This window comes from Pseudomonas sp. SDI (assembly GCF_003105155.1).
GTDB lineage: Bacteria > Pseudomonadota > Gammaproteobacteria > Pseudomonadales > Pseudomonadaceae > Aquipseudomonas.
Window position 1 is genome coordinate 87,157 of record NZ_QETK01000005.1, and the last position, 18,441, is coordinate 105,597.

Consider the following 18,441-nt stretch of genomic DNA (forward strand, 5'->3'; position numbering starts at 1 on the left):
TGGCATCCTTTCCTCTGCAGGTGCCTGCGCCATGCTGTTACACATCCCCGCTCTGTTCTCCCGCGACGAAGTGCTGCGCATCCGCGAAGCGCTGGAACAGGCCGATTGGGCCGACGGCAAGATCACCGCGGGCTATCAGTCGGCCAAGGCCAAGCACAACTTGCAGTTGCCCGAAGGGCATCCGCTGGCCAAGGAGATCGGCGTGGCGATGGTCGAGCGCCTGTGGGCCAACCCGCCGTTCATGTCGGCGGCGTTGCCGCACAAGGTGTTTCCGCCGTTGATCAACTGCTACCGTGAAGGCGGCAGCTTCGACTTCCATATCGACAACGCCATTCGCCAGCCACGTGGCAGCCAGGAGCGGGTGCGCACCGACCTGTCGTCGACGCTGTTCTTCAGCGACCCCGAGGATTACGACGGCGGCGAGCTGGTCATCCAGGACACCTTCGGCACCCGCCAGGTGAAGTTCGCCGCCGGCGATATGGTGCTGTACCCCGGCACCAGCCTGCACAAGGTCAACCCGGTCACCCGTGGCGCGCGTTACGCGGCGTTCTTCTGGACCCAGAGCCTGGTGCGCGAAGACAGCCAGCGCACCTTGCTGTTCGAGATGGACGGGGCGATCCAGCAACTGACCGCCGAGGTGCCCGAGCACCCGGCGCTGATCCAGCTCACCGGCACCTACCACAACCTGTTGCGCCGCTGGGCCGAGGTCTGAGCCGTGACCTTCAGCCTGCGCCGTGAAGAAGTGATCGCTACCGACCAACTCGCCGCACTGCTCGAAAGCAGCCCGGGCAAGGCCGCGCAAGCCTTGCTGGTGGCGGCCGGGCAGGGCGTGCTGGAAGCCCAGGTGCTGCTCGGGCAGATCCTGCTCGACGGCCGTGGCATCGAAAAAGACCCGGCCCTGGCCCGGCGCTGGTTCGCCATTGGCGCCCGCCAGGGCAGCGCGATGGCCGATAACATGCTCGGGCGCTGTCTGGAGCATGGCTGGGGCGGCCCGCTGGATCTGCCGGCAGCGGCGCTGCACTACCGGCGCGCGGCCGCGTCCGGCCTGGACTGGGGCCTGTACAACCTGGCCAACCTGTTGGCCACCGGCCGCGGTGTGGCGCAGGACCAGCAGCAGGCGCTGGCCTGCTACCGGCAGGCGGCCGAAGCCGGGCATGCCAAGTCGATGAACCTGCTCGGGCGTTATCTGGAAGAAGGCCTGGCCTGTGCAGCAGACCCGGAACAGGCGCGGGCCTGGTATCGCCGTTCGGCAGAGGCGGGGGATTTTCGTGGGCAGTTCAGCCATGCGGCGACGTTGGTCGAGCAGGGCCAAGTCGAGCAGGCGTTGCCGTGGCTGGAGCAGGCGCTGGCCAACGGCAACCTGAACTTTCTGCGCAGCAGCACGCCAGCCCTGGAGCAGGCCGGCGAGAGCCGCCTGCAAGACCTGGCGCGTCGCTACCGGGCGCGCCTCACGGCGCTGCAGGCGGCCACATAGGGCGTCTTACGCGGCCGGGTGGTCGCGTAGGAACACCAGGTTGTCCGGCGTCGACTGCTCGGCGTGGTAGTAGTAACCCTGCACGTCGAACTGCTTGAGCTGCTCGGGGTTGCTGATCTTTTCCTGAATCACGAAGCGGCTCATCATGCCGCGCGCTTTCTTCGCGTAGAAGCTGATGATCTTGTACTGGCCGTTCTTGAAGTCGCGGAACTCGGTGTTGATCACCCGCGCGTTCAGCGCGCTGCGTTTCACCGCCGAGAAGTACTCGTTGCTGGCCAGGTTCAGCAGCAGGTCGTCGCCTTGTTCGGCCAGCGCCTGGTTCAGCCATTCGCTGATCCGCGTGCCCCAGAAGGCATATAGGTCCTTGCCGCGGGCGTTGGCCAGCTTGGTGCCCATTTCCAGCCGGTAGGGTTGCATCAGGTCCAGCGGGCGCAGCAGGCCGTACAGGCCGCTGAGCATGCGCAGGTGCTCCTGGGCATAGGTGAAGTCGGCGTCGCTGAGGCTTTCGGCGTCCAGCCCGGTGTACACGTCGCCCTTGAACGCCAGCAGCGCCTGCTTGGCGTTCTGCGGGTTGAAGTCTGGTGTCCAGCTGCCGAAACGCGCGGCGTTGAGGCCGGCGAGCTTGTCGGACAGGTGCATCAGTTCGCTGATCTGCGCTGGCGACAGTTCGCGCAACTGTACGATCAGTTCCTGGGAGTCGTCCAGGTACTGTGGCAAGGTGAAACGCTGGGTCACCGGCGGGGTGTCGTAGTCGAGGGTCTTGGCGGGGGAAATCACCGTCAGCATGTTTCGGCTCCTGTTTTCGTGCGAGCGATTCTACGGGGCGGGGCCGGTGATCTCCAGCTATGACGTCGATAGCCGCGACCCTCTCGACACATGGCGCTATAGTTCGCGGCGACCAGAATGGAGTGTGTGCCTGTGCGATTAGCTTTTCTTTTGCTGACAGGTCTGTTGAGCGTTGCTGTGCAGGCAGCGCCACAGGAGGTGGCGACGTTCGACCGGGGCAACTGGCCCGAGCAGCTCGACACGCCGACCTTGTTCGATGTGGCCTCGCGGGCCGAGATCCTCGGTTTTGCCCGGGTGCTGCACGACAGCGAAGCGCTCGACGAAGCGGCGCTGGCCAAGCGTCTGAAGCTGCGCCAGATCAACCTGCTGGCGGTGAACCAGTTGCGCGAGCGCCTGTGGCAGCAGCTCTGGCGCAACTACGAGCGGGCGCAAAAAAGCTGCGAGCAGGACGCCTCGTTCTGCTATGTGATCGAGCACCTCGGCGATCTGCGCCAGCAGGCGGCCAAGTTCGACGTGGCAGCCGATTCCTTCTATGCCGGTTGGGTCGAGCCTGCGCGGCTGTTCCATCAGCGCTACCTCGACGAGCAGTTGCGCAAAGCCGCGCTGTTCCCGCAAACCAGCAGCGAAGTCGTACTGTTCTCCGAGCAGGAGCGCAATGGCGACGAACTCAACGACCGCCTGTTCCTGCTCACCTTCGAAGGCGGTCCGGGGCCTGCCACCGCCGCGCTGGCCGACTACCTGCGGCGGCAGAAACTCGGCGCCACCTTCTTCGTGCTTGGCACTGCCGTCCAGGCCCGCCGCGAAAGCACGTCGCTCAGTGACCTGCGCGCGCTCTACCAGGGCCAGTGCGTGGGGGTGCAGGGCTGGGAGTTCCGTTCCCATGCCCATTGGAAAGACTGGCAAGACTCGGTACTGCGCAGCGTCGCCCGGGTCCGGGGCGACCTGCCCGAGCAGTACGTGCCGTTGTTCCGGCCTCCGTATGGCCAACGGCGCGCCGACAGCCAGCGCTTCTTCGCCAGTCAGCAGCTTCAGGTATCGCTATGGGACATCGACGCCCAGGATCAGAGTGGGCTGAGCGCCGAGCAGTCGGCGCAGCGCGTGCTGAGCCTGATGCTGCTGTGGCGGCGCGGGGTGATCCAGTTCCACGACAACCAGCCCAAGGCCCAGGCGGCAGTGGCCTGGCTGCTGCAGCACACGGCGCAGAGCGGGATCGGTTGGGAGGATTGCCAAGGTTATGCCGGCATGCGGCACTAGGCGGGTGGCTGCGAGGAAGGGCGCTGTACTTATCGGTTACAGCACAACCTAATTTATGACTTTAACGGTGCTTTAGCGTGCCGCCAAGGGCCAGGCGTCAAACGGAAAAATAAAATCAAAGAATGCGTAAAAACGCTTTCTATAGTCATGGGTTTTGCGGTATCACGAAGACAGACCGCCGAACCCTGCTACACAGGTGGCGTCCTTGAGGCCACTTTTGTGCGCAGCTCCCTCCCCGTAACGACGCGGGCCTGGGGAGACCGGCGGCCACTTCGCGGCGCAGCACCGCTTGGGTATTGCGTCGTCTGGCTCCCACAAAGGTGACCGAGTATGGATGATCAAGGACGTACCACTTCTTCCAACCAGCCAATCCTTTATGTGCTCGATACCAATGTTCTGATTCACGATCCGAACGCGTTACTGAACTTCGAGGAGCACCATGTCGCGATCCCGATGACGGTGCTGGAGGAGCTCGACAAACTCAAGACCGGCAAACACACCGTTGCCGCCGAATGCCGCCAGGCCATCCGGCTGATCGACCAGACCCTCGGCGATGCCTCGCCTTCCGACGTTGAACTGGGCGTGCCGATCCAGCGTGGCAAGAGCGGGCCCAAGGGTTTCCTGTCGATCCTCATGACCCCGCGCACCGAGCCGAACCGGCTGCTGCCCGAGCACCTGAACGACAACATCATCATCAACCAGCTCCTGGAACTGCGCGCTCGGCGCAAGGACATGGACGTGGTGCTGGTGACCAAAGACATCAACATGCGCCTCAAGGCCCGCGCCTGTGGGATCGCGGCCGAGGACTACAGCACCGACCAACTGGTCGACGACGTGTCGTTGCTGTCCAAGGGCTATCACAGCGTCAGCGGTTCGTTCTGGGACCGCGTGGCCAAGGTCGAGACCCGTCAGGAGCGCGGGCGGACCTGGCACCGCGTGCAACTGATCGACAACCTGCCGGCGGTGCACATCAACGAGTTCATCATCGACGAGCAGGGTTTCGTCGGCTGGATCAAGGGCATTCGCGACAGCGAGCTGCTGTTGCTCGACCTGCACCAGGAGCCGCTGCTGCACCAGGAAGCCTGGGGCCTGAAACCGCGCGACATCCATCAGGGGCTGGCACTGTTCGCGCTGCTCGACCCGGACATTCACCTGGTCAACCTGACCGGTGCTGCCGGGTCCGGTAAAACCATCCTGGCCCTGGCGGCGGCAATCGAGCAGACCATGGTCAGCAAGCGCTACCGGCGCATCATCGCCACCCGCAGCGTGCAGGGGCTGGACCAGGAGATCGGCTTCCTGCCGGGTACCGAAGCGGAAAAAATGGAGCCATGGCTCGGTGCTATTACCGACAACCTCGAAGCCTTGCACATGGATGACGAAAACACCCACGGCAGCGTCGACTACATCCTTGAGCGGGTGCCGCTGCAGTTCAAATCGCTGAACTACATTCGCGGGCGCAGTTTCCAGCAAAGCCTGATCCTGATCGACGAATGCCAGAACCTGACGCCGCACCAGATGAAAACCATCATCACCCGTGCCGGTACCGGCTCGAAGGTGATCTGCCTGGGTAACCTGGCGCAGATCGACACCCCGTACCTGTCGGCCACCAGTTCGGGGCTCACCTACCTGACCGAGCGCTTCAAGGACTTCCCGAACGGCGTGCACATCACCCTGCAAGGGGTCCCACGCTCGGTGCTGGCCGAGTATGCCGAGTCGCATCTGTAGCAGCAAACAGCATCGCGGGCTTGTCCCGCGATTGCTTTTAAAGTGCTAAAAACTGACCGCCAGGTTTACAATCGGCACTCCTGATCAGGAGTAATGCCGTGCTGACTCATCTCGATTCCCAAGGTCGGGCCACTATGGTCGACGTCACCGAAAAAGCCGTGACTGCCCGCGAGGCCGTTGCCGAAGCGCGGGTGCGCATGCTCCCGCACACCTTGCAGATGATCGTCGACGGCGAGCATCCCAAGGGCGATGTGTTCGCCGTGGCGCGGATTGCCGGTATCCAGGCGGCGAAGAAAACCAGCGACCTGATTCCCCTGTGCCACCCGTTGATGCTCACCAGCGTCAAGGTCGAGCTGAGCGCCGAAGGCAGCGACACCGTGCACATCGTCGCCCGCTGCAAGCTGGCCGGGCAGACCGGTGTAGAAATGGAAGCCCTGACCGCCGCCAGCGTTGCCGCGCTGACCCTCTATGACATGTGCAAGGCCGTCGACCGTGGCATGACCATCGACGGTGTGCGCCTGCTGGAGAAACTCGGCGGCAAGAGCGGCCATTACCTGGCGGAGGACGCATGAAACTCAACGTCCAATACTTTGCCCGCTACCGTGAAACCCTCGGTGTGGACAGCGAGACGCTGACCGGCGAGTTCGCCAGCATTGGCGCGCTGCGTGAGCACCTGATGCAGCGCGAGGGCGCCTGGGCGGTGCTGGCCGAACAGAACATCATGTGTGCGCGTAACCAGGAACTCTGCGCCCTCGGCGAACCGCTGGCCGATGGCGACGAAGTGGCTTTCTTTCCCACCGTGACCGGAGGCTGAGATGACGATCCGGGTACAGGCGCAGGCGTTCGATCCGGGGGCGGAGCTCAATGCCCTGCATGCGGCGAATGTCGGAATTGGTGCGGTGGTCGGTTTTGTCGGCTATGTGCGCGATTTCAACGACGGCCGCGATGTCGCCGGGATGTTTCTTGAGCACTACCCGGGGATGACCGAAAAGGCCCTGGGTAAGATCGTCGCCGAGGCCGAGCAACGCTGGCCGTTGTTGCGCCTGGAGGTGTTGCACCGGGTGGGCGCGCTGGCACCGGGGGAGCCGATCGTGTTTGTCGGGGTGGCCAGTGCGCATCGTCAGGCGGCGTTCGAGGCCTGTGATTTCGTCATGGACTACCTGAAAACCCGCGCGCCGTTCTGGAAAAAAGAGAACACCAGCGAGGGGCCGCGCTGGGTGGAAGGGCGGCAGAGCGACCACGACGCGGCGGGGCGCTGGTAAAAGCATCGCGGGACGAGGCCCTCGGCGGTTTCACATAGGTTGAGTTTTCATACAAAAAAGTCCAGTATGGAATTATAAGTACAAAATAATTCCAGGCGGCCTTGCGCCTGTCCCTTTCTCTGTCTTGCAACACACCTCATCTAACGAGCGAGAGAGACCACCATGAAAACGCCTTCCCTGATCGCCGGCCTGGCCCTGAGCCTGTTGGCCAGCAGCTCGCTGTTCGCCGCCGAGAAAACCCTGCGCATCGGCATCGAGGCGGCCTACCCGCCGTTCGCCTTCAAGACGCCGGAAGGCACCATCAGCGGTTTCGACTACGACATCGGCAATGCCCTCTGCGCGCAGATGCAGGTCAAATGCCAGTGGACCGAGCAGGAATACGACGGCCTGATTCCGTCGCTGAAGGTCAACAAGATCGACGCTGCGCTGTCCTCGATCACCATCACCGAAGAGCGCAAGCGCTCGGTGGATTTCACCCACAAGTACTACTTCACCTCTGCTCGTCTGGCGATGAAGCAAGGCACCCAGGTCGACGACCAGTACGCCGCCCTCAAGGGCAAGCGCATTGGCGTCCAACGTGCCACCACCACCGACCGCTACGTCACCGCCGTGCTGGTGCCAAAAGGCGTGGAAGTGGTGCGCTACACCAGTAACGAAGAAATCTTCATGGACCTGGTCGCCGGCCGCCTCGATGGCGTGTTCGCCGATACCATTCCGCTGGAGCAGGGCTTCCTGGAAACGCCTAAAGGCGCCGGTTACGCCTTTGTCGGCCCCGAGCTGAAAGACCCGCAGTACGTCGGCGAAGGTGCCGGTATTGCGGTGCGCAAGGGCAACAGCCAACTGGTGGGCGAACTGAACCAGGCCATCGACGCGATTCGCGCCAACGGCGAATACCAGAAGATCCAGGCCAAGTACTTCAAGTCCGACATCTACGGCGACTGATCAACCCCACACGCAAGGCCTGGGCGTGCTCAGGCCTTGATCTCCTTCAGGTGCTTGTACACCGTCGCCCGGCCCATGTTCAGCACATTGGCGACATAGTTGGCCGCACTTTTCCCCCGGAACGCCCCTTCGGCATGCAGGGCCAGCACCAGCTCGCGCTTGTGCTCGCGGCTGAGCACGCCGAGGCTCAGCTGGCGCTGACGCAGCCAGCTGTTGAGGAAGGTGTTGATGCGCTCCTGCCAGTCGTCGCGGAACAGCGTGTCGGGCTGCGGGATCAGTTTGCTCGGCGACAGGAACAGGTCGAGCGCCGCCTTGGCGTTCTCGAACAGGCTGATGTTCAGGTTGATGCACAGCACTGCCAGCGGCTTGCCGCCGGTGTCGCGCAGTACTGTACTCAGCGAGCGGATCTTTTGCCCGTCCCAGTTCAGCTTTTCGTACGGGCCGATGTTGGTCTCGTCGGTGCCTTCCGCGAACATGTCCTCCAGGGCCGCATCGTCGCCGATCTGCCGTTTCGACAGGTTGTTGGCGATGTAGTCGATCTTCTGGCTGCGCAGGTCGTGCAGCACCACTTCGGCGTGGGGGAAGAACAGCGTGGCGATGGCATCGGCGATGGCCCGGTAGTTTTCCAGGGCAGCGTCGGGGCGGGGGGTCGACATTCGGGACAGGCTCCAGGCGGGGTCAGCGCCCTTGCACGAAGGGCGCTGCGAGTGTGCCGCAAAGCGGCCGGCGCGTCACCCTTGCAGGCGTGACGGCGAGAGCATGGCGGCGCTCAGGCCGAACGGCAGCAGCGCTGCGGGCAGCGGCTCGCCGCGTACCAGCGCAGCACTGGCCTGGCCCATGGCTGGCGAGGTCTGGATGCCATAGCCGCCTTGCGCCGCCACCCAGAACAGGCCAGCTACCTGCGGGTCGAAGCCGGCGACCAGGTCGCCGTCGGCGACGAAGCTGCGCAGGCCGGCCCAGGTCCGCGTCGGGCGGCGGATGCTCAGGGTGGTGGCTTCCTCGATCTGGTAGATGCCCATGGCGATGTCCAGTTCTTCGGCCTGCACGTCGTGCGGCTCGACCGGGTCGGCGTTGGCGGGTGAGCCGAGCAGGGCGCCGGCATCGGGCTTCAGGTAGAACGACTCGTCGAGGCTGACCAGCATCGGCCAGGCGTGGCTGTCGATGCCTTCCGGCGCCGGGAAGATGAACGCGGCGCGCCGCTTCGGTTGCAGGCCCAGTGGCTGGGCGCCGGCCAGCACGCCGATCTGGTCGGCCCAGGCGCCGGCGGCGTTGATCAGCACCGGCGCGCTGAAGCTGCCGCGCGCGGTGTGCACGTGCCAGAGACCCGCCGCATCGCGCTCGATGCGCTGGACCTCGCAGTCGCTGTGGACCTCGCCGCCCTGGCGGCGGATCCCGCGCAGGTAGCCCTGGTGCAGGGCGTCGGTATCGATGTCGCTGGCGCTCGGGTCGTACAGCGCACCGTGAACCTTGTCCTGGCGCAGCACCGGCACGCGCGCGCAGGCCTGCTCGGCGCTGAGCAGCTCGACCTGCGGCACACAGGCTTTGGCGCTGAGGTACTGGCGCTGCAGTTCGTCCGGGTCGCCCGTGAGGTCGACGGTCATTTCGCCGCGTGGGGTCAGCAGCGGGTGCTCGGCGAAACCGGCCGGCGGCGCGTCGAAGAAGGCGCGGCTGGCCAGGGTCAGCGCGCGCACTTGTGGCGTGCCGTAGGCGGCGGTGTACAGCGCTGCCGAGCGGCCAGTGGAGTGATAGCCGGGTTGCGCTTCGCGTTCGAGTACCAGCACCCGGCCGTGCGCGGCCAGCCAGAAACCGCTAGAGGCACCGGCAATTCCGGCGCCGATGATGATGAAGTCAGCCTGTTGCATGTCAGTCTCCGAAGGGCGTCAGCTGGCGCGGTGCAGGCGATAGAGGGCATTGGCCAGGGCGATGTCTTCCAGGCCCAGGCCGATCGAGCGGAAGAACGCATGGCGCTGGTAGTCCGGGCGTGGCGCCTGGGCACTGAGCACTTGGGCCAGGTCGCCGACGATGGCGTCTGCGTGCCAGCCGTGCTGTTCGGCCGCCAGGCGCATTTCCCCGGCCGAGCCTGGCGTGGTAACGCGGTAGTCGCAGTACACATCCATCTGCGCCAGGCACTGCGGCGGCACTTCGTGGGCGCGCACGGCGTTGGTGCTGATCGAGGTGATCAGGGCCGGCTTGCTCAGTTGGGCCGGGTCGATTACCGGGGTGGCCGACGAGGTGCAGAGCAGGATCACGTCGGCGTCTTCCAGGGCCGTCTCAAGGCTGTCGGCCAGGCTCAGGCGTGGGTCGAGGTCGGTCAGTACGGCGCGTTGTGCCGGCGATTTATTGGCCAGGCCTGGCGAGTACAGGCGGATGTCCAGCCACTGGCGCAGTTCGCGGGCGTAATGCAGGTGGGCCAGGGCAATCGGGCCGCTGCCGATGATGGTCAGGCGTTCGGCGGTGGTCGGCGCGAGGGCATCGACGGCGACCGCAGTAGTGGCGGCGGTGCGCGCAGTGGTCAGTTCGCCAGCATCGCAGAGCAGCAGGGGGTGGCCGCTGTCCATCGACATCAGCAGGGTCCAGGCGGTGACCAGCGGGCCGTCGTCGCGGACGATGTAGGGCGAGGTTTTCACGCCATAGACGCGGTCTTCGGCCAGTACGCCACCGTAATTGATGAAGTCGCCAGCGCCAGCCGGGAACTCGACCAGTTGCTGCGGCGGCTGCACGGCCTGACCGGCGGCAAGGTCGCGGAACAATTTGCGTAGGATCTGCGGGACGTCCACCTGGGCGAGCAGGTGGCGGGCATGTTGTTGATCAAGAATCACGGGCGTGGACATGCGAGGCTCCAGATAAACTATTTTGTCTATTATGGACTTTTAGTTTATTTGGGCAATATGCAGGAGATGAAAAGCAAAAAGCATCGCGGGACGAGCCCGCGATGCTTTAGTGAGGCCTACAGCAAATCAGTGATGCTTGCGCGGTACCGGCTTCAACAGTTCGGTCGGCGGCATCTCGCAGCTGATCTTGCGCCCCAGCAGCGTTTCGATCGCCGGCAACTGGTAGGAGTCGTCCTCGCCGGCAAAGCTGATCGACACACCGCTGGTGCCCGCCCGGCCGGTACGGCCAATCCGGTGCACGTAGTCGTCCGGGTCTTCCGGCAGGGTGAAGTTGATCACATGGCTGATGCCATTGATGTGAATCCCGCGCCCGGCCACGTCGGTCGCTACCAGCACGGTAATGCGCCCCTCGCGGAAACTCTCCAGGGTCTTGATGCGCTTGTGCTGCGGCACGTCGCCGGACAGCTGCGCCGCATTTACGCCATCGCGTACCAGGCGCTCTTCGATGCGCCGCACTTCGTCCTTGCGGTTGGCAAAGACAATCACCCGCTGCCACTTGTTCTCGGTCACCAGGTTGTACAGCAACTTGTATTTGTCGCTACCGGCTACCGCGTACACATGCTGCTCGACCGTTTCGCTGGCCACGTTCTCCGGCTCGATCTCGACGATGGCCGGGTCGGTGGTCCACTGCTTGGCCAGGTTCATCACGTCTTCGGTGAACGTCGCAGAGAACAGCAGCGTCTGCCGCTCGCTCTTGGGTGGGGTCTGACGAATGATCTGCCGTACCTGTGGGATAAAGCCCATGTCGAGCATGCGGTCGGCTTCATCGAGCACCAGCACCTCGACCATGTCCAGGTGCGCCTCGCCGCGCTGGTTGAAGTCCAGCAGTCGGCCCGGCGTGGCGACCAGAATGTCGCAGAAGCGCGCTTCCAATGCCTTGAGCTGTTTGTCGAAGTCCATGCCGCCGACGAACGTCATCACGTTCAGGCCACTGTACTTGGTTAGCGCCGCGGCATCCTTGGCGATCTGTACCACCAGTTCGCGGGTCGGGGCAATGATCAGCGCCCGTGGCTCGCCCATGTAGCGCTCTTTCGGCGGTGGGGTCTGCTGCAACTGGGTGATGATCGAAATGAGGAAGGCGGCGGTCTTGCCGGTGCCGGTCTGGGCACGGCCAATCGCGTCTTTGCCACGCAGGGTATGACCGAGCACCTGCGCCTGGATCGGCGTGCAGTACGGGAAACCGAGGTCATGAATGGCGTGCATCAGCTCGGGCGACAGCTTGAAGTCGTGGAAGCGGGTCTTGCCTTCCTGCGGTTCGACCGCGAAATCTTCCAGTTTCCAGGTCGACGCCTGGGGTTTCGGCTTGCGCTCGCGGCGCGGCTTGAGCTCGGCCGGTTTTTCGGCGCGCGCAGGCTTGGCGGCGGGAGCAACCTCGACCTCGAGCGGGGCCGTTGGCGTAGGGGCGGCGGCCGGAGCCGGCGGTTGCTGCACAGGAGCAACGCTTTCGGCGGCGAGTTGCTCAACCTCGTCTTTGCCGAACATCTTCTTGAGTGCTTTGAGCACGGTCATCTCATCAATTGGTTAAGGAATGTACGCCGGGCAGTGTAATGCAAGAATCGGGCGCGGCGTAGTGGATTGCACCGACAACTACAACCGAGCGGTCTTTCAGCGCAGGCGTTCGATCAGCCAGGTGGCGATATCCTGGATTTCTTCCGGCAACACCGCATGTTCCATCGAATATTCCTGCCAGGTAGCGCTCACGCCCCATTGCTTCAGGTACTCGAACGCGGTGCGGCCCATGGCCGGTACCACCACCGGGTCATAGACGCCGTGCAGGCACAGTGCCGGGGTGCGCTGCTGGCTGGCGTTGAGTTCGGTGCTGTCGGCGAAGGTCGGCGCATAGGTCGACAGGGCCATCACCCCGCCCAGTGCTTCCTGCCACTTTATATAGGCCGTGTGCAGCACCACTGCGCCACCCTGGGAGAAGCCGGCAAGGATGATCCGCGACAGGTTGATGCCCTTGGCCTGCTGTTCCTTGATCAGCCGGATCACTTCAGCGGCGGAGTCTTCCAGCTGGCTTTCGTCGATGGCGCGGGCCGGGCTCATCGCCTTGATGTCGTACCAGCTCGGCATCGCGTAACCGCCGTTGATGGTAACAGCGCGGGTCGGCGCCTGTGGCATGACGAAACGCGTGCTCAGCAAAACTTCCTGCAAGGCCTCGGCAACCGGCATGAAGTCGTAGCGATCGGCACCCAGGCCGTGCAACCAGATCACACACGCATCGGCGGGTTTCTGGGGTTCAAGAATCAAAGGGTTGGTCATGACTGCTCCGAAGGGGTGCGCGCGCTCTTATTGAGTGCATGAAAAAAAGGCGCGTCGGTTCGATCCGGGAAAAAGCTGTCGCAACGCTGCAAGTTTCCCTATTGACGAGCACTGAATCGCTTTAGCCGCTCAGTGTGGTACGCGCTTTGCTATGGACTTTACTACGCGAGGTTAGGCGTTCGAGACGGTAACACCTTTGATCGCGGTACCAAGGCTGTCACAGAACAGCGCATTGCGCCAATTGACCCAAAAACAAGCCAACACGGGTCGGATGCGCCTCATAAGGGTGCGGTGCAATTCCGGCTCATACAACAAGAGCAAAACTGGAGGTTTGAATGAAGATGTTGAAATCCACCCTGGCAGTCATGACGGCAGCCGCTGCATTGGGCATCAGCAGTTTCGCGCAGGCGGGTGCCACCCTCGATGCGGTGCAGAAAAAAGGTTTTGTCCAGTGCGGGGTGAGTGACGGCTTGCCGGGCTTCTCGGTGCCGGACGCCAAGGGCACTATCGTCGGGATCGACGCCGACGTCTGCCGCGCCGTTGCCGCCGCAGTGTTCGGCGACGCGAAGAAGGTCAAGTTCAGCCAGCTCAACGCCAAGGAGCGCTTTACCGCACTGCAGTCGGGCGAAGTCGATGTGCTGTCGCGTAACACCACCTGGACCAGCTCGCGCGATGCCGGCATGGGCCTGGTGTTCGCCGGCGTCACCTACTATGACGGCATCGGCTTCCTGGTGAACAAGAAGCTCGGTGTTTCCAGCGCCAAGGAGCTGGACGGTGCAACCATCTGCATCCAGGCCGGTACCACCACCGAACTGAACGTCTCCGACTACTTCCGCGCCAACGGCCTGAAGTACACCCCGATCACCTTCGACACCTCCGACGAAAGCGCCAAATCCCTGGAATCGGGCCGTTGCGACGTGCTCACCTCGGACAAGTCGCAGCTCTACGCACAGCGCTCCAAACTGGCTGCACCGGCCGACTACCAGGTACTCCCGGAAACCATTTCCAAGGAGCCGCTGGGCCCGGTCGTGCGCAAGGGCGACGAAGAGTGGTTCAGCATCGTCAAGTGGACCCTGTTCGCCATGCTCAACGCCGAAGAAATGGGCGTTACTTCGAAAAACGTCGAGGCCGAAGCCAAGTCCACCAAGAACCCCGACGTGGCTCGCATGCTCGGCGCCGACGGCGAATACGGCAAGGACCTGAAACTGCCGAAGGACTGGGTGGTGCAGATCGTCAAGCAAGTTGGTAACTACGGCGAAGTGTTCGAGAAGAACCTGGGCAAGGAAACCCCGCTGCAGATCGACCGCGGCCTGAACGCCCTGTGGAACAACGGTGGCATCCAGTACGCGCCACCTGTGCGCTGATGGGTAACGGCGCGGGGCAGCCTTGGGGCTGCCCCGCGTCGTAACGTTCCTCTTTTTCGGGGCATTACATGCAAAATCAAATCGGTGCACCCAAGGGCTTATCCCTGAGCGATCCACGTGTGCGTGCGTGGCTGTTCCAGATCCTCACCATCGTCGTGGTGGTCGGCCTGGGCTGGTACCTGTTCCACAACACCCAGACCAACCTGCAACACCGGGGTATCACCTCCGGCTTCGACTTCCTCGAACGCAGTGCCGGCTTCGGCATCGCCCAGCACCTGATTCCCTACACCGAGCAGGACAGCTATGCCCGGGTGTTCGTCATCGGTTTGCTCAACACCTTGCTGGTGACCTTCATCGGTATCGTGCTGGCGACCCTGCTGGGGTTCATCATCGGTGTGGCGCGACTGTCACCGAACTGGATGATCAACAAGCTGGCCACGGTGTATGTCGAGACCTTCCGTAACATCCCGCCGCTGCTGCAGATCCTGTTCTGGTACTTCGCGGTGTTCCTGACCCTGCCGGGACCGCGTGGCAGTATCAACCTTAGCGACACCTTCTTCATCAGCAACCGTGGCCTGAACATGCCCGGTGCCTCGATGGCCGACGGTTTCTGGCCGTTCGCCATGTCGTTGGTGCTGGCCGTCGTCGCCATCGCGCTGATGGTGAAATGGGCCAACCGCCGCTTCGAAGCCAGCGGTCAGCCCTTCCACAAGTTCTGGGCCGGACTGGGCCTGCTGCTGGTGATTCCGGCGCTGAGCGTGCTGCTGTTCGGCAACCCGCTGAGCTGGGAAATGCCGCAATTGAAAGGATTCAATTTCGTCGGTGGCTGGGTACTGATTCCCGAGCTGCTGGCGCTGACCCTGGCACTGACCATCTACACGGCTGCGTTCATCGCCGAGATCGTTCGTTCCGGGATCCGTTCGGTCAGCTACGGGCAGACCGAAGCGGCGCGCTCGCTGGGCCTGCGCGAAGGGCCGACGCTGCGCAAGGTGATCATTCCCCAGGCGCTGCGGGTCATCATCCCGCCGCTGACCAGCCAGTACCTGAACCTGGCGAAGAACTCTTCGCTGGCGGCCGGTATCGGCTACCCGGAAATGGTCTCGCTGTTTGCCGGCACCGTGCTCAACCAGACCGGCCAGGCCATCGAGGTGATTGCCATCACCATGAGCGTCTATCTGGCGATCAGCATCAGCATTTCCCTGCTGATGAACTGGTACAACAAGCGCATTGCGCTGATCGAGCGGTAAGGAGACGCGCATGACTTCCCATGTTTTCAAACCCGATATGCCGCCACCGGTGAAAACCGTCGGCGTGCTCGCCTGGATGCGCGCCAACCTGTTCTCCAGTTGGCTGAACACCCTGTTGACGCTGTTTGCCATCTACCTGGTGTGGCTGATCGTGCCGCCACTGCTGCAGTGGTCGATCTTCGATGCCAACTGGGTCGGCAGCACCCGCGCCGACTGCACCAAGGAGGGCGCCTGCTGGGTGTTCATCCAGCAGCGCTTCGGCCAGTTCATGTACGGCTACTACCCGAGCGAGCTGCGCTGGCGGGTCGACCTCACCGTGTGGCTGGCGGTGATCGGCGCGGCGCCGCTGTTCATTGCGCGTTTCCCGCGCAAGGCGCTATACGGGCTGTGCTTCCTGGTGGCCTATCCGATCCTCGCCTACACCCTGCTGCACGGCGATAGCCTGGGCCTGACCCTGGTGCCGACCAGCCAGTGGGGCGGGCTGATGCTGACCCTGGTGATTGCCACCGTGGGCATCGTTGGCGCCTTGCCGCTGGGCATTCTGCTGGCGCTCGGCCGGCGCTCGAAAATGCCGGCGGTGAAGGTGGTGTGCGTGACCTTCATCGAGTTCTGGCGCGGCGTACCGTTGATCACCGTGCTGTTCATGTCGTCGGTGATGCTGCCGTTGTTCCTGCCCGAGGGCATGAGCTTCGACAAGCTGCTGCGGGCGATGATCGGGGTAATCCTGTTCCAGTCGGCGTACATCGCCGAGGTGGTGCGTGGCGGTTTGCAGGCGATTCCCAAGGGCCAGTACGAAGCCGCTGCGGCCATGGGCCTGGGCTACTGGCGGGCGATGGGCCTGGTGATTCTGCCGCAAGCCCTGAAGCTGGTGATCCCCGGCATCGTCAACACCTTCATTGCACTGTTCAAGGACACCAGCCTGGTGATCATCATCGGCCTGTTCGACCTGCTCAACAGCGTCAAGCAGGCGGCGGCAGACCCGGCCTGGCTTGGTATGGCGACCGAGGGCTATGTGTTCGCGGCCCTGGTGTTCTGGATTTTCTGTTTCGGTATGTCCCGCTACTCCATGCACCTGGAGCGCAAGCTGGACACAGGCCACAAGCGTTAGGAGTTTTTCGAGATGAGTGAAGCGATCAAACAGCCTGTGGGCCCTGAAGGCATTATCCAGATGCAGGGCGTGAACAAGTGGTACGGCCAGTTCCACGTGCTCAAGGACATCAACCTGAATGTGCGCCAGGGCGAGCGCATCGTCCTGTGCGGGCCTTCGGGCTCGGGCAAGTCGACCACCATTCGTTGCCTGAACCGGCTGGAAGAGCATCAGCAGGGGCGCATCGTGGTGGATGGGGTGGAACTGACCAACGACCTCAAGCAGATCGAGGCGATCCGCCGCGAAGTGGGCATGGTGTTCCAGCACTTCAACCTGTTCCCGCACCTGACCATCCTGCAGAACTGCACGCTGGCGCCGATGTGGGTGCGCAAGATGCCCAAGCGCAAGGCCGAGGAAATTGCCATGCATTACCTGGAGCGCGTGCGCATCCCGGAGCAGGCGCACAAGTTCCCTGGGCAGTTGTCGGGGGGGCAGCAGCAGCGCGTGGCGATTGCCCGGGCATTGTGCATGAAACCGAAGATCATGCTGTTCGACGAACCGACCTCGGCGCTCGACCCGGAGATGGTCAAGGAAGTGCTGGATACCATGGTGAGCCTGGCCGAAGACGGTATGACCATGCTCTGCGTAACCCATGAGATGGGCTTTGCACGGACGGTGGCGAACCGCGTGATCTTCATGGACAAGGGCGAGATCGTCGAGCAGGCGGCACCGGACGACTTCTTCGACCGGCCACAGAACGAGCGGACCCAGTTGTTCCTGAGTCAGATCCTGCACTAAGGCAAAAAGCATCGCGGGACGACTCGTCCCGCGATGCGGCCCTGAGGCCTTACTGTTCCTCTTTGGCCACCGGCGCCGGTGGCGGCCGCAAGCCGACTTCAGCCGTCAGCTTCAACTGCTTGCCGTTACGCACCACTTCAATCGCGATCTTGTCGTTCGGCTTGGTCCGCGCCACCTGGTTCATCGAGCGCCGGCCATCGCCGGCCGGCTCGCCATTGATGCTCAGAATCACGTCACCCAACTGCAACCCGGCTTTCTGCGCCGGCCCGTCGCGGAAGATCCCCGCCACCACGATGCCTGGCCGCCCCTGCATGCCGAACGACTCTGCCAGCTCCTGGCTCAGCGGCTGCACTTCGATCCCCAGCCAGCCGCGAATCACCTGGCCATGCTCGATAATCGACTTCATCACCTCCAGCGCCAGCTTGGTCGGAATGGCAAAACCGATCCCCTGCGAGCCCCCCGACTTGGAGAAGATCGCTGTGTTGATCCCGGTCAGGTTGCCGTTGGCATCCACCAGTGCGCCACCGGAGTTGCCCGGGTTGATCGCCGCGTCGGTCTGGATGAAATCCTCGTAGGTGTTCAGCCCCAGCTGATTACGTCCGGTGGCACTGATGATGCCCATGGTGACCGTCTGGCCGACGCCGAACGGGTTGCCGATGGCCAGGGCGACATCGCCGATATGAATGTTGTCGGAGCGGCCGATGGTGATTGCCGGCAGGTCCTTGAGGTCGATCTTCAGCACCGCCAGGTCGGTTTCCGGGTCGCTGCCGATTACCCGCGCCAGGGTTTCGCGGCCGTCCTTGAGCGCCACCACGATCTGGTCGGCACCAGAGGTGACGTGGTTGTTGGTCAGCAGGTAGCCTTCCGGGCTCATGATCACCGCCGAGCCCAGGCTCGACTCCCAGCGCCGCTGCTTGGGCAGGTTATCGCCGAAGAAGCGCCGGAACTGCGGGTCTTCGAACAGCGGATGGGCGCTCTTGTTGACCACCTTGGTGGTGTACAGGTTGGCCACGGCCGGGGCTGCGTGGCTCACCGCGTCGGCATACGACACCGGGCCCTGAATGACCCGTGAAGTCTTTGGCGCCTGTTGCAGGTTGACGTCCTGGCTCGGCAGGCCGACCCAGTGAGGAAACCGCTGGATAACCAGCAGGGCGATCAGCACGCCGGTGAACAGTGGCCAGCCAACGTAACGCAGAGCCTTGAGCATTTAACGAATCCTGGGGAGATGGCCAGAGCCAGTCTTGCCATGGGGGAGTAATGAGCGCGCGCGATCATACTGCGCCAGCGCCGGTGCAGGAACCGCTAAATAAGCCAGACCACCCCGTCACCCACCGTCGGTTCCCCCAGAA

Annotated in this window: 19 protein-coding genes; 12 read left to right on the top strand and 7 right to left on the bottom strand. The window is 63.3% G+C overall.

What is annotated here, in order from left to right:
• The first annotated feature begins 31 nt into the window (after positions 1–31).
• Both DCO48_RS04670 and DCO48_RS04675 read left to right on the top strand, forming a co-directional pair.
• Positions 32–712, top strand: coding sequence for a Fe2+-dependent dioxygenase (locus tag DCO48_RS04670; RefSeq protein ID WP_116549448.1), 681 nt, complete (start codon positions 32–34; stop codon positions 710–712).
• A gap of 3 nt (positions 713–715) precedes the next feature.
• Positions 716–1,474 carry a tetratricopeptide repeat protein gene (locus DCO48_RS04675; RefSeq protein WP_116549449.1) on the top strand — a complete coding sequence of 253 codons (759 nt, stop codon included), beginning with the start codon at positions 716–718 and terminating at the stop codon, positions 1,472–1,474.
• Between the two features lie 6 nt (positions 1,475–1,480).
• On the opposite strand, the gene yaaA is transcribed toward DCO48_RS04675, so the two are convergent.
• The gene (gene yaaA / locus DCO48_RS04680; protein WP_116549450.1) at positions 1,481–2,260 is read right to left on the bottom strand and encodes a peroxide stress protein YaaA; all 780 of its coding nucleotides are present in this window, start codon (positions 2,258–2,260) and stop codon (positions 1,481–1,483) included.
• A 132-nt stretch (positions 2,261–2,392) separates the two neighbouring features.
• Here yaaA and DCO48_RS04685 point away from each other — a divergent pair, with 132 nt between their 5' ends.
• From DCO48_RS04685 to DCO48_RS04710, 6 genes are all read left to right on the top strand, one after another.
• Positions 2,393–3,514 (top strand): polysaccharide deacetylase family protein, encoded by a 1,122-nt coding sequence (locus tag DCO48_RS04685; RefSeq protein WP_116549451.1) that lies wholly within the window; start codon positions 2,393–2,395, stop codon positions 3,512–3,514.
• Positions 3,515–3,844: 330 nt separating this feature from the next.
• The gene (locus DCO48_RS04690) at positions 3,845–5,239 is read left to right on the top strand and encodes a PhoH family protein (protein WP_116549452.1); all 1,395 of its coding nucleotides are present in this window, start codon (positions 3,845–3,847) and stop codon (positions 5,237–5,239) included.
• Between the two features lie 98 nt (positions 5,240–5,337).
• Complete coding sequence (gene moaC, locus DCO48_RS04695; protein ID WP_116549453.1) at positions 5,338–5,811, top strand: cyclic pyranopterin monophosphate synthase MoaC; 474 nt, start codon at positions 5,338–5,340, stop codon at positions 5,809–5,811.
• Positions 5,808–6,053, top strand: a complete 246-nt coding sequence (locus DCO48_RS04700; protein ID WP_116549454.1) for a MoaD/ThiS family protein — start codon at positions 5,808–5,810, stop codon at positions 6,051–6,053. The genes moaC and DCO48_RS04700 overlap by 4 nt, the downstream gene beginning before the upstream one ends.
• A 1-nt stretch (position 6,054) precedes the next feature.
• Positions 6,055–6,501 carry a molybdopterin synthase catalytic subunit MoaE gene (gene moaE / locus DCO48_RS04705; protein WP_116549455.1) on the top strand — a complete coding sequence of 149 codons (447 nt, stop codon included), beginning with the start codon at positions 6,055–6,057 and terminating at the stop codon, positions 6,499–6,501.
• 162 nt (positions 6,502–6,663) lie between these two features.
• Positions 6,664–7,443 carry an ABC transporter substrate-binding protein gene (locus tag DCO48_RS04710; protein WP_116549456.1) on the top strand — a complete coding sequence of 260 codons (780 nt, stop codon included), beginning with the start codon at positions 6,664–6,666 and terminating at the stop codon, positions 7,441–7,443.
• A 29-nt stretch (positions 7,444–7,472) separates the two neighbouring features.
• Here DCO48_RS04710 and DCO48_RS04715 read toward each other — a convergent pair whose 3' ends face one another.
• The 5 genes from DCO48_RS04715 to DCO48_RS04735 all read right to left on the bottom strand — a co-directional run bounded on the left by DCO48_RS04715 (position 7,473) and on the right by DCO48_RS04735 (position 12,596).
• On the bottom strand, positions 7,473–8,099 hold the full coding sequence (locus DCO48_RS04715) for a transcriptional regulator (protein WP_116549457.1): 627 nt from the start codon (positions 8,097–8,099) through the stop codon (positions 7,473–7,475).
• Between the two features lie 75 nt (positions 8,100–8,174).
• Entirely contained in the window at positions 8,175–9,305 is a 1,131-nt protein-coding gene (locus DCO48_RS04720) for an FAD-binding oxidoreductase (RefSeq protein WP_116549458.1), read from the bottom strand.
• 18 nt (positions 9,306–9,323) lie between these two features.
• Entirely contained in the window at positions 9,324–10,274 is a 951-nt protein-coding gene (locus tag DCO48_RS04725) for an ornithine cyclodeaminase family protein (protein WP_116549459.1), read from the bottom strand.
• A gap of 126 nt (positions 10,275–10,400) precedes the next feature.
• Positions 10,401–11,837, bottom strand: coding sequence for an ATP-dependent RNA helicase RhlB (rhlB, locus tag DCO48_RS04730; protein WP_256583969.1), 1,437 nt, complete (start codon positions 11,835–11,837; stop codon positions 10,401–10,403).
• 102 nt (positions 11,838–11,939) lie between these two features.
• Complete coding sequence (locus DCO48_RS04735) at positions 11,940–12,596, bottom strand: alpha/beta hydrolase (RefSeq protein ID WP_116549461.1); 657 nt, start codon at positions 12,594–12,596, stop codon at positions 11,940–11,942.
• Between the two features lie 335 nt (positions 12,597–12,931).
• Between DCO48_RS04735 and DCO48_RS04740 the strand changes: the two genes are divergently transcribed.
• From DCO48_RS04740 to DCO48_RS04755, 4 genes are all read left to right on the top strand, one after another.
• Complete coding sequence (locus tag DCO48_RS04740) at positions 12,932–13,960, top strand: amino acid ABC transporter substrate-binding protein (RefSeq protein WP_116549462.1); 1,029 nt, start codon at positions 12,932–12,934, stop codon at positions 13,958–13,960.
• A gap of 68 nt (positions 13,961–14,028) precedes the next feature.
• Positions 14,029–15,207 carry an amino acid ABC transporter permease gene (locus DCO48_RS04745; RefSeq protein ID WP_116549463.1) on the top strand — a complete coding sequence of 393 codons (1,179 nt, stop codon included), beginning with the start codon at positions 14,029–14,031 and terminating at the stop codon, positions 15,205–15,207.
• 10 nt (positions 15,208–15,217) lie between these two features.
• Positions 15,218–16,315 carry an amino acid ABC transporter permease gene (locus DCO48_RS04750; protein ID WP_116549464.1) on the top strand — a complete coding sequence of 366 codons (1,098 nt, stop codon included), beginning with the start codon at positions 15,218–15,220 and terminating at the stop codon, positions 16,313–16,315.
• Between the two features lie 12 nt (positions 16,316–16,327).
• Complete coding sequence (locus DCO48_RS04755; RefSeq protein WP_116549465.1) at positions 16,328–17,092, top strand: amino acid ABC transporter ATP-binding protein; 765 nt, start codon at positions 16,328–16,330, stop codon at positions 17,090–17,092.
• Between the two features lie 49 nt (positions 17,093–17,141).
• On the opposite strand, the gene algW is transcribed toward DCO48_RS04755, so the two are convergent.
• The gene (gene algW / locus DCO48_RS04760) at positions 17,142–18,299 is read right to left on the bottom strand and encodes a Do family serine endopeptidase AlgW (RefSeq protein ID WP_116549466.1); all 1,158 of its coding nucleotides are present in this window, start codon (positions 18,297–18,299) and stop codon (positions 17,142–17,144) included.
• Positions 18,300–18,441: the final 142 nt, after the last annotated feature.

Excerpts from the sequence above, each read along its gene's own strand:
- moaE (WP_116549455.1), top strand. The coding sequence starts at position 6,055 with ATGACGATCCGGGTACAGGCGCAGGCGTTCGATCCGGGGGCGGAGCTC.
- DCO48_RS04745 (WP_116549463.1), top strand. The coding sequence starts at position 14,029 with ATGCAAAATCAAATCGGTGCACCCAAGGGCTTATCCCTGAGCGATCCA.
- DCO48_RS04735 (WP_116549461.1), bottom strand. The coding sequence starts at position 12,596 with ATGACCAACCCTTTGATTCTTGAACCCCAGAAACCCGCCGATGCGTGT.
- DCO48_RS04715 (WP_116549457.1), bottom strand. The coding sequence starts at position 8,099 with ATGTCGACCCCCCGCCCCGACGCTGCCCTGGAAAACTACCGGGCCATC.
- DCO48_RS04710 (WP_116549456.1), top strand. The coding sequence starts at position 6,664 with ATGAAAACGCCTTCCCTGATCGCCGGCCTGGCCCTGAGCCTGTTGGCC.
- yaaA (WP_116549450.1), bottom strand. The coding sequence starts at position 2,260 with ATGCTGACGGTGATTTCCCCCGCCAAGACCCTCGACTACGACACCCCG.
- algW (WP_116549466.1), bottom strand. The coding sequence starts at position 18,299 with ATGCTCAAGGCTCTGCGTTACGTTGGCTGGCCACTGTTCACCGGCGTG.
- DCO48_RS04720 (WP_116549458.1), bottom strand. The coding sequence starts at position 9,305 with ATGCAACAGGCTGACTTCATCATCATCGGCGCCGGAATTGCCGGTGCC.
- DCO48_RS04670 (WP_116549448.1), top strand. The coding sequence starts at position 32 with ATGCTGTTACACATCCCCGCTCTGTTCTCCCGCGACGAAGTGCTGCGC.
- DCO48_RS04690 (WP_116549452.1), top strand. The coding sequence starts at position 3,845 with ATGGATGATCAAGGACGTACCACTTCTTCCAACCAGCCAATCCTTTAT.
- DCO48_RS04725 (WP_116549459.1), bottom strand. The coding sequence starts at position 10,274 with ATGTCCACGCCCGTGATTCTTGATCAACAACATGCCCGCCACCTGCTC.
- DCO48_RS04740 (WP_116549462.1), top strand. The coding sequence starts at position 12,932 with ATGAAGATGTTGAAATCCACCCTGGCAGTCATGACGGCAGCCGCTGCA.
- DCO48_RS04750 (WP_116549464.1), top strand. The coding sequence starts at position 15,218 with ATGACTTCCCATGTTTTCAAACCCGATATGCCGCCACCGGTGAAAACC.
- DCO48_RS04700 (WP_116549454.1), top strand. The coding sequence starts at position 5,808 with ATGAAACTCAACGTCCAATACTTTGCCCGCTACCGTGAAACCCTCGGT.
- DCO48_RS04755 (WP_116549465.1), top strand. The coding sequence starts at position 16,328 with ATGAGTGAAGCGATCAAACAGCCTGTGGGCCCTGAAGGCATTATCCAG.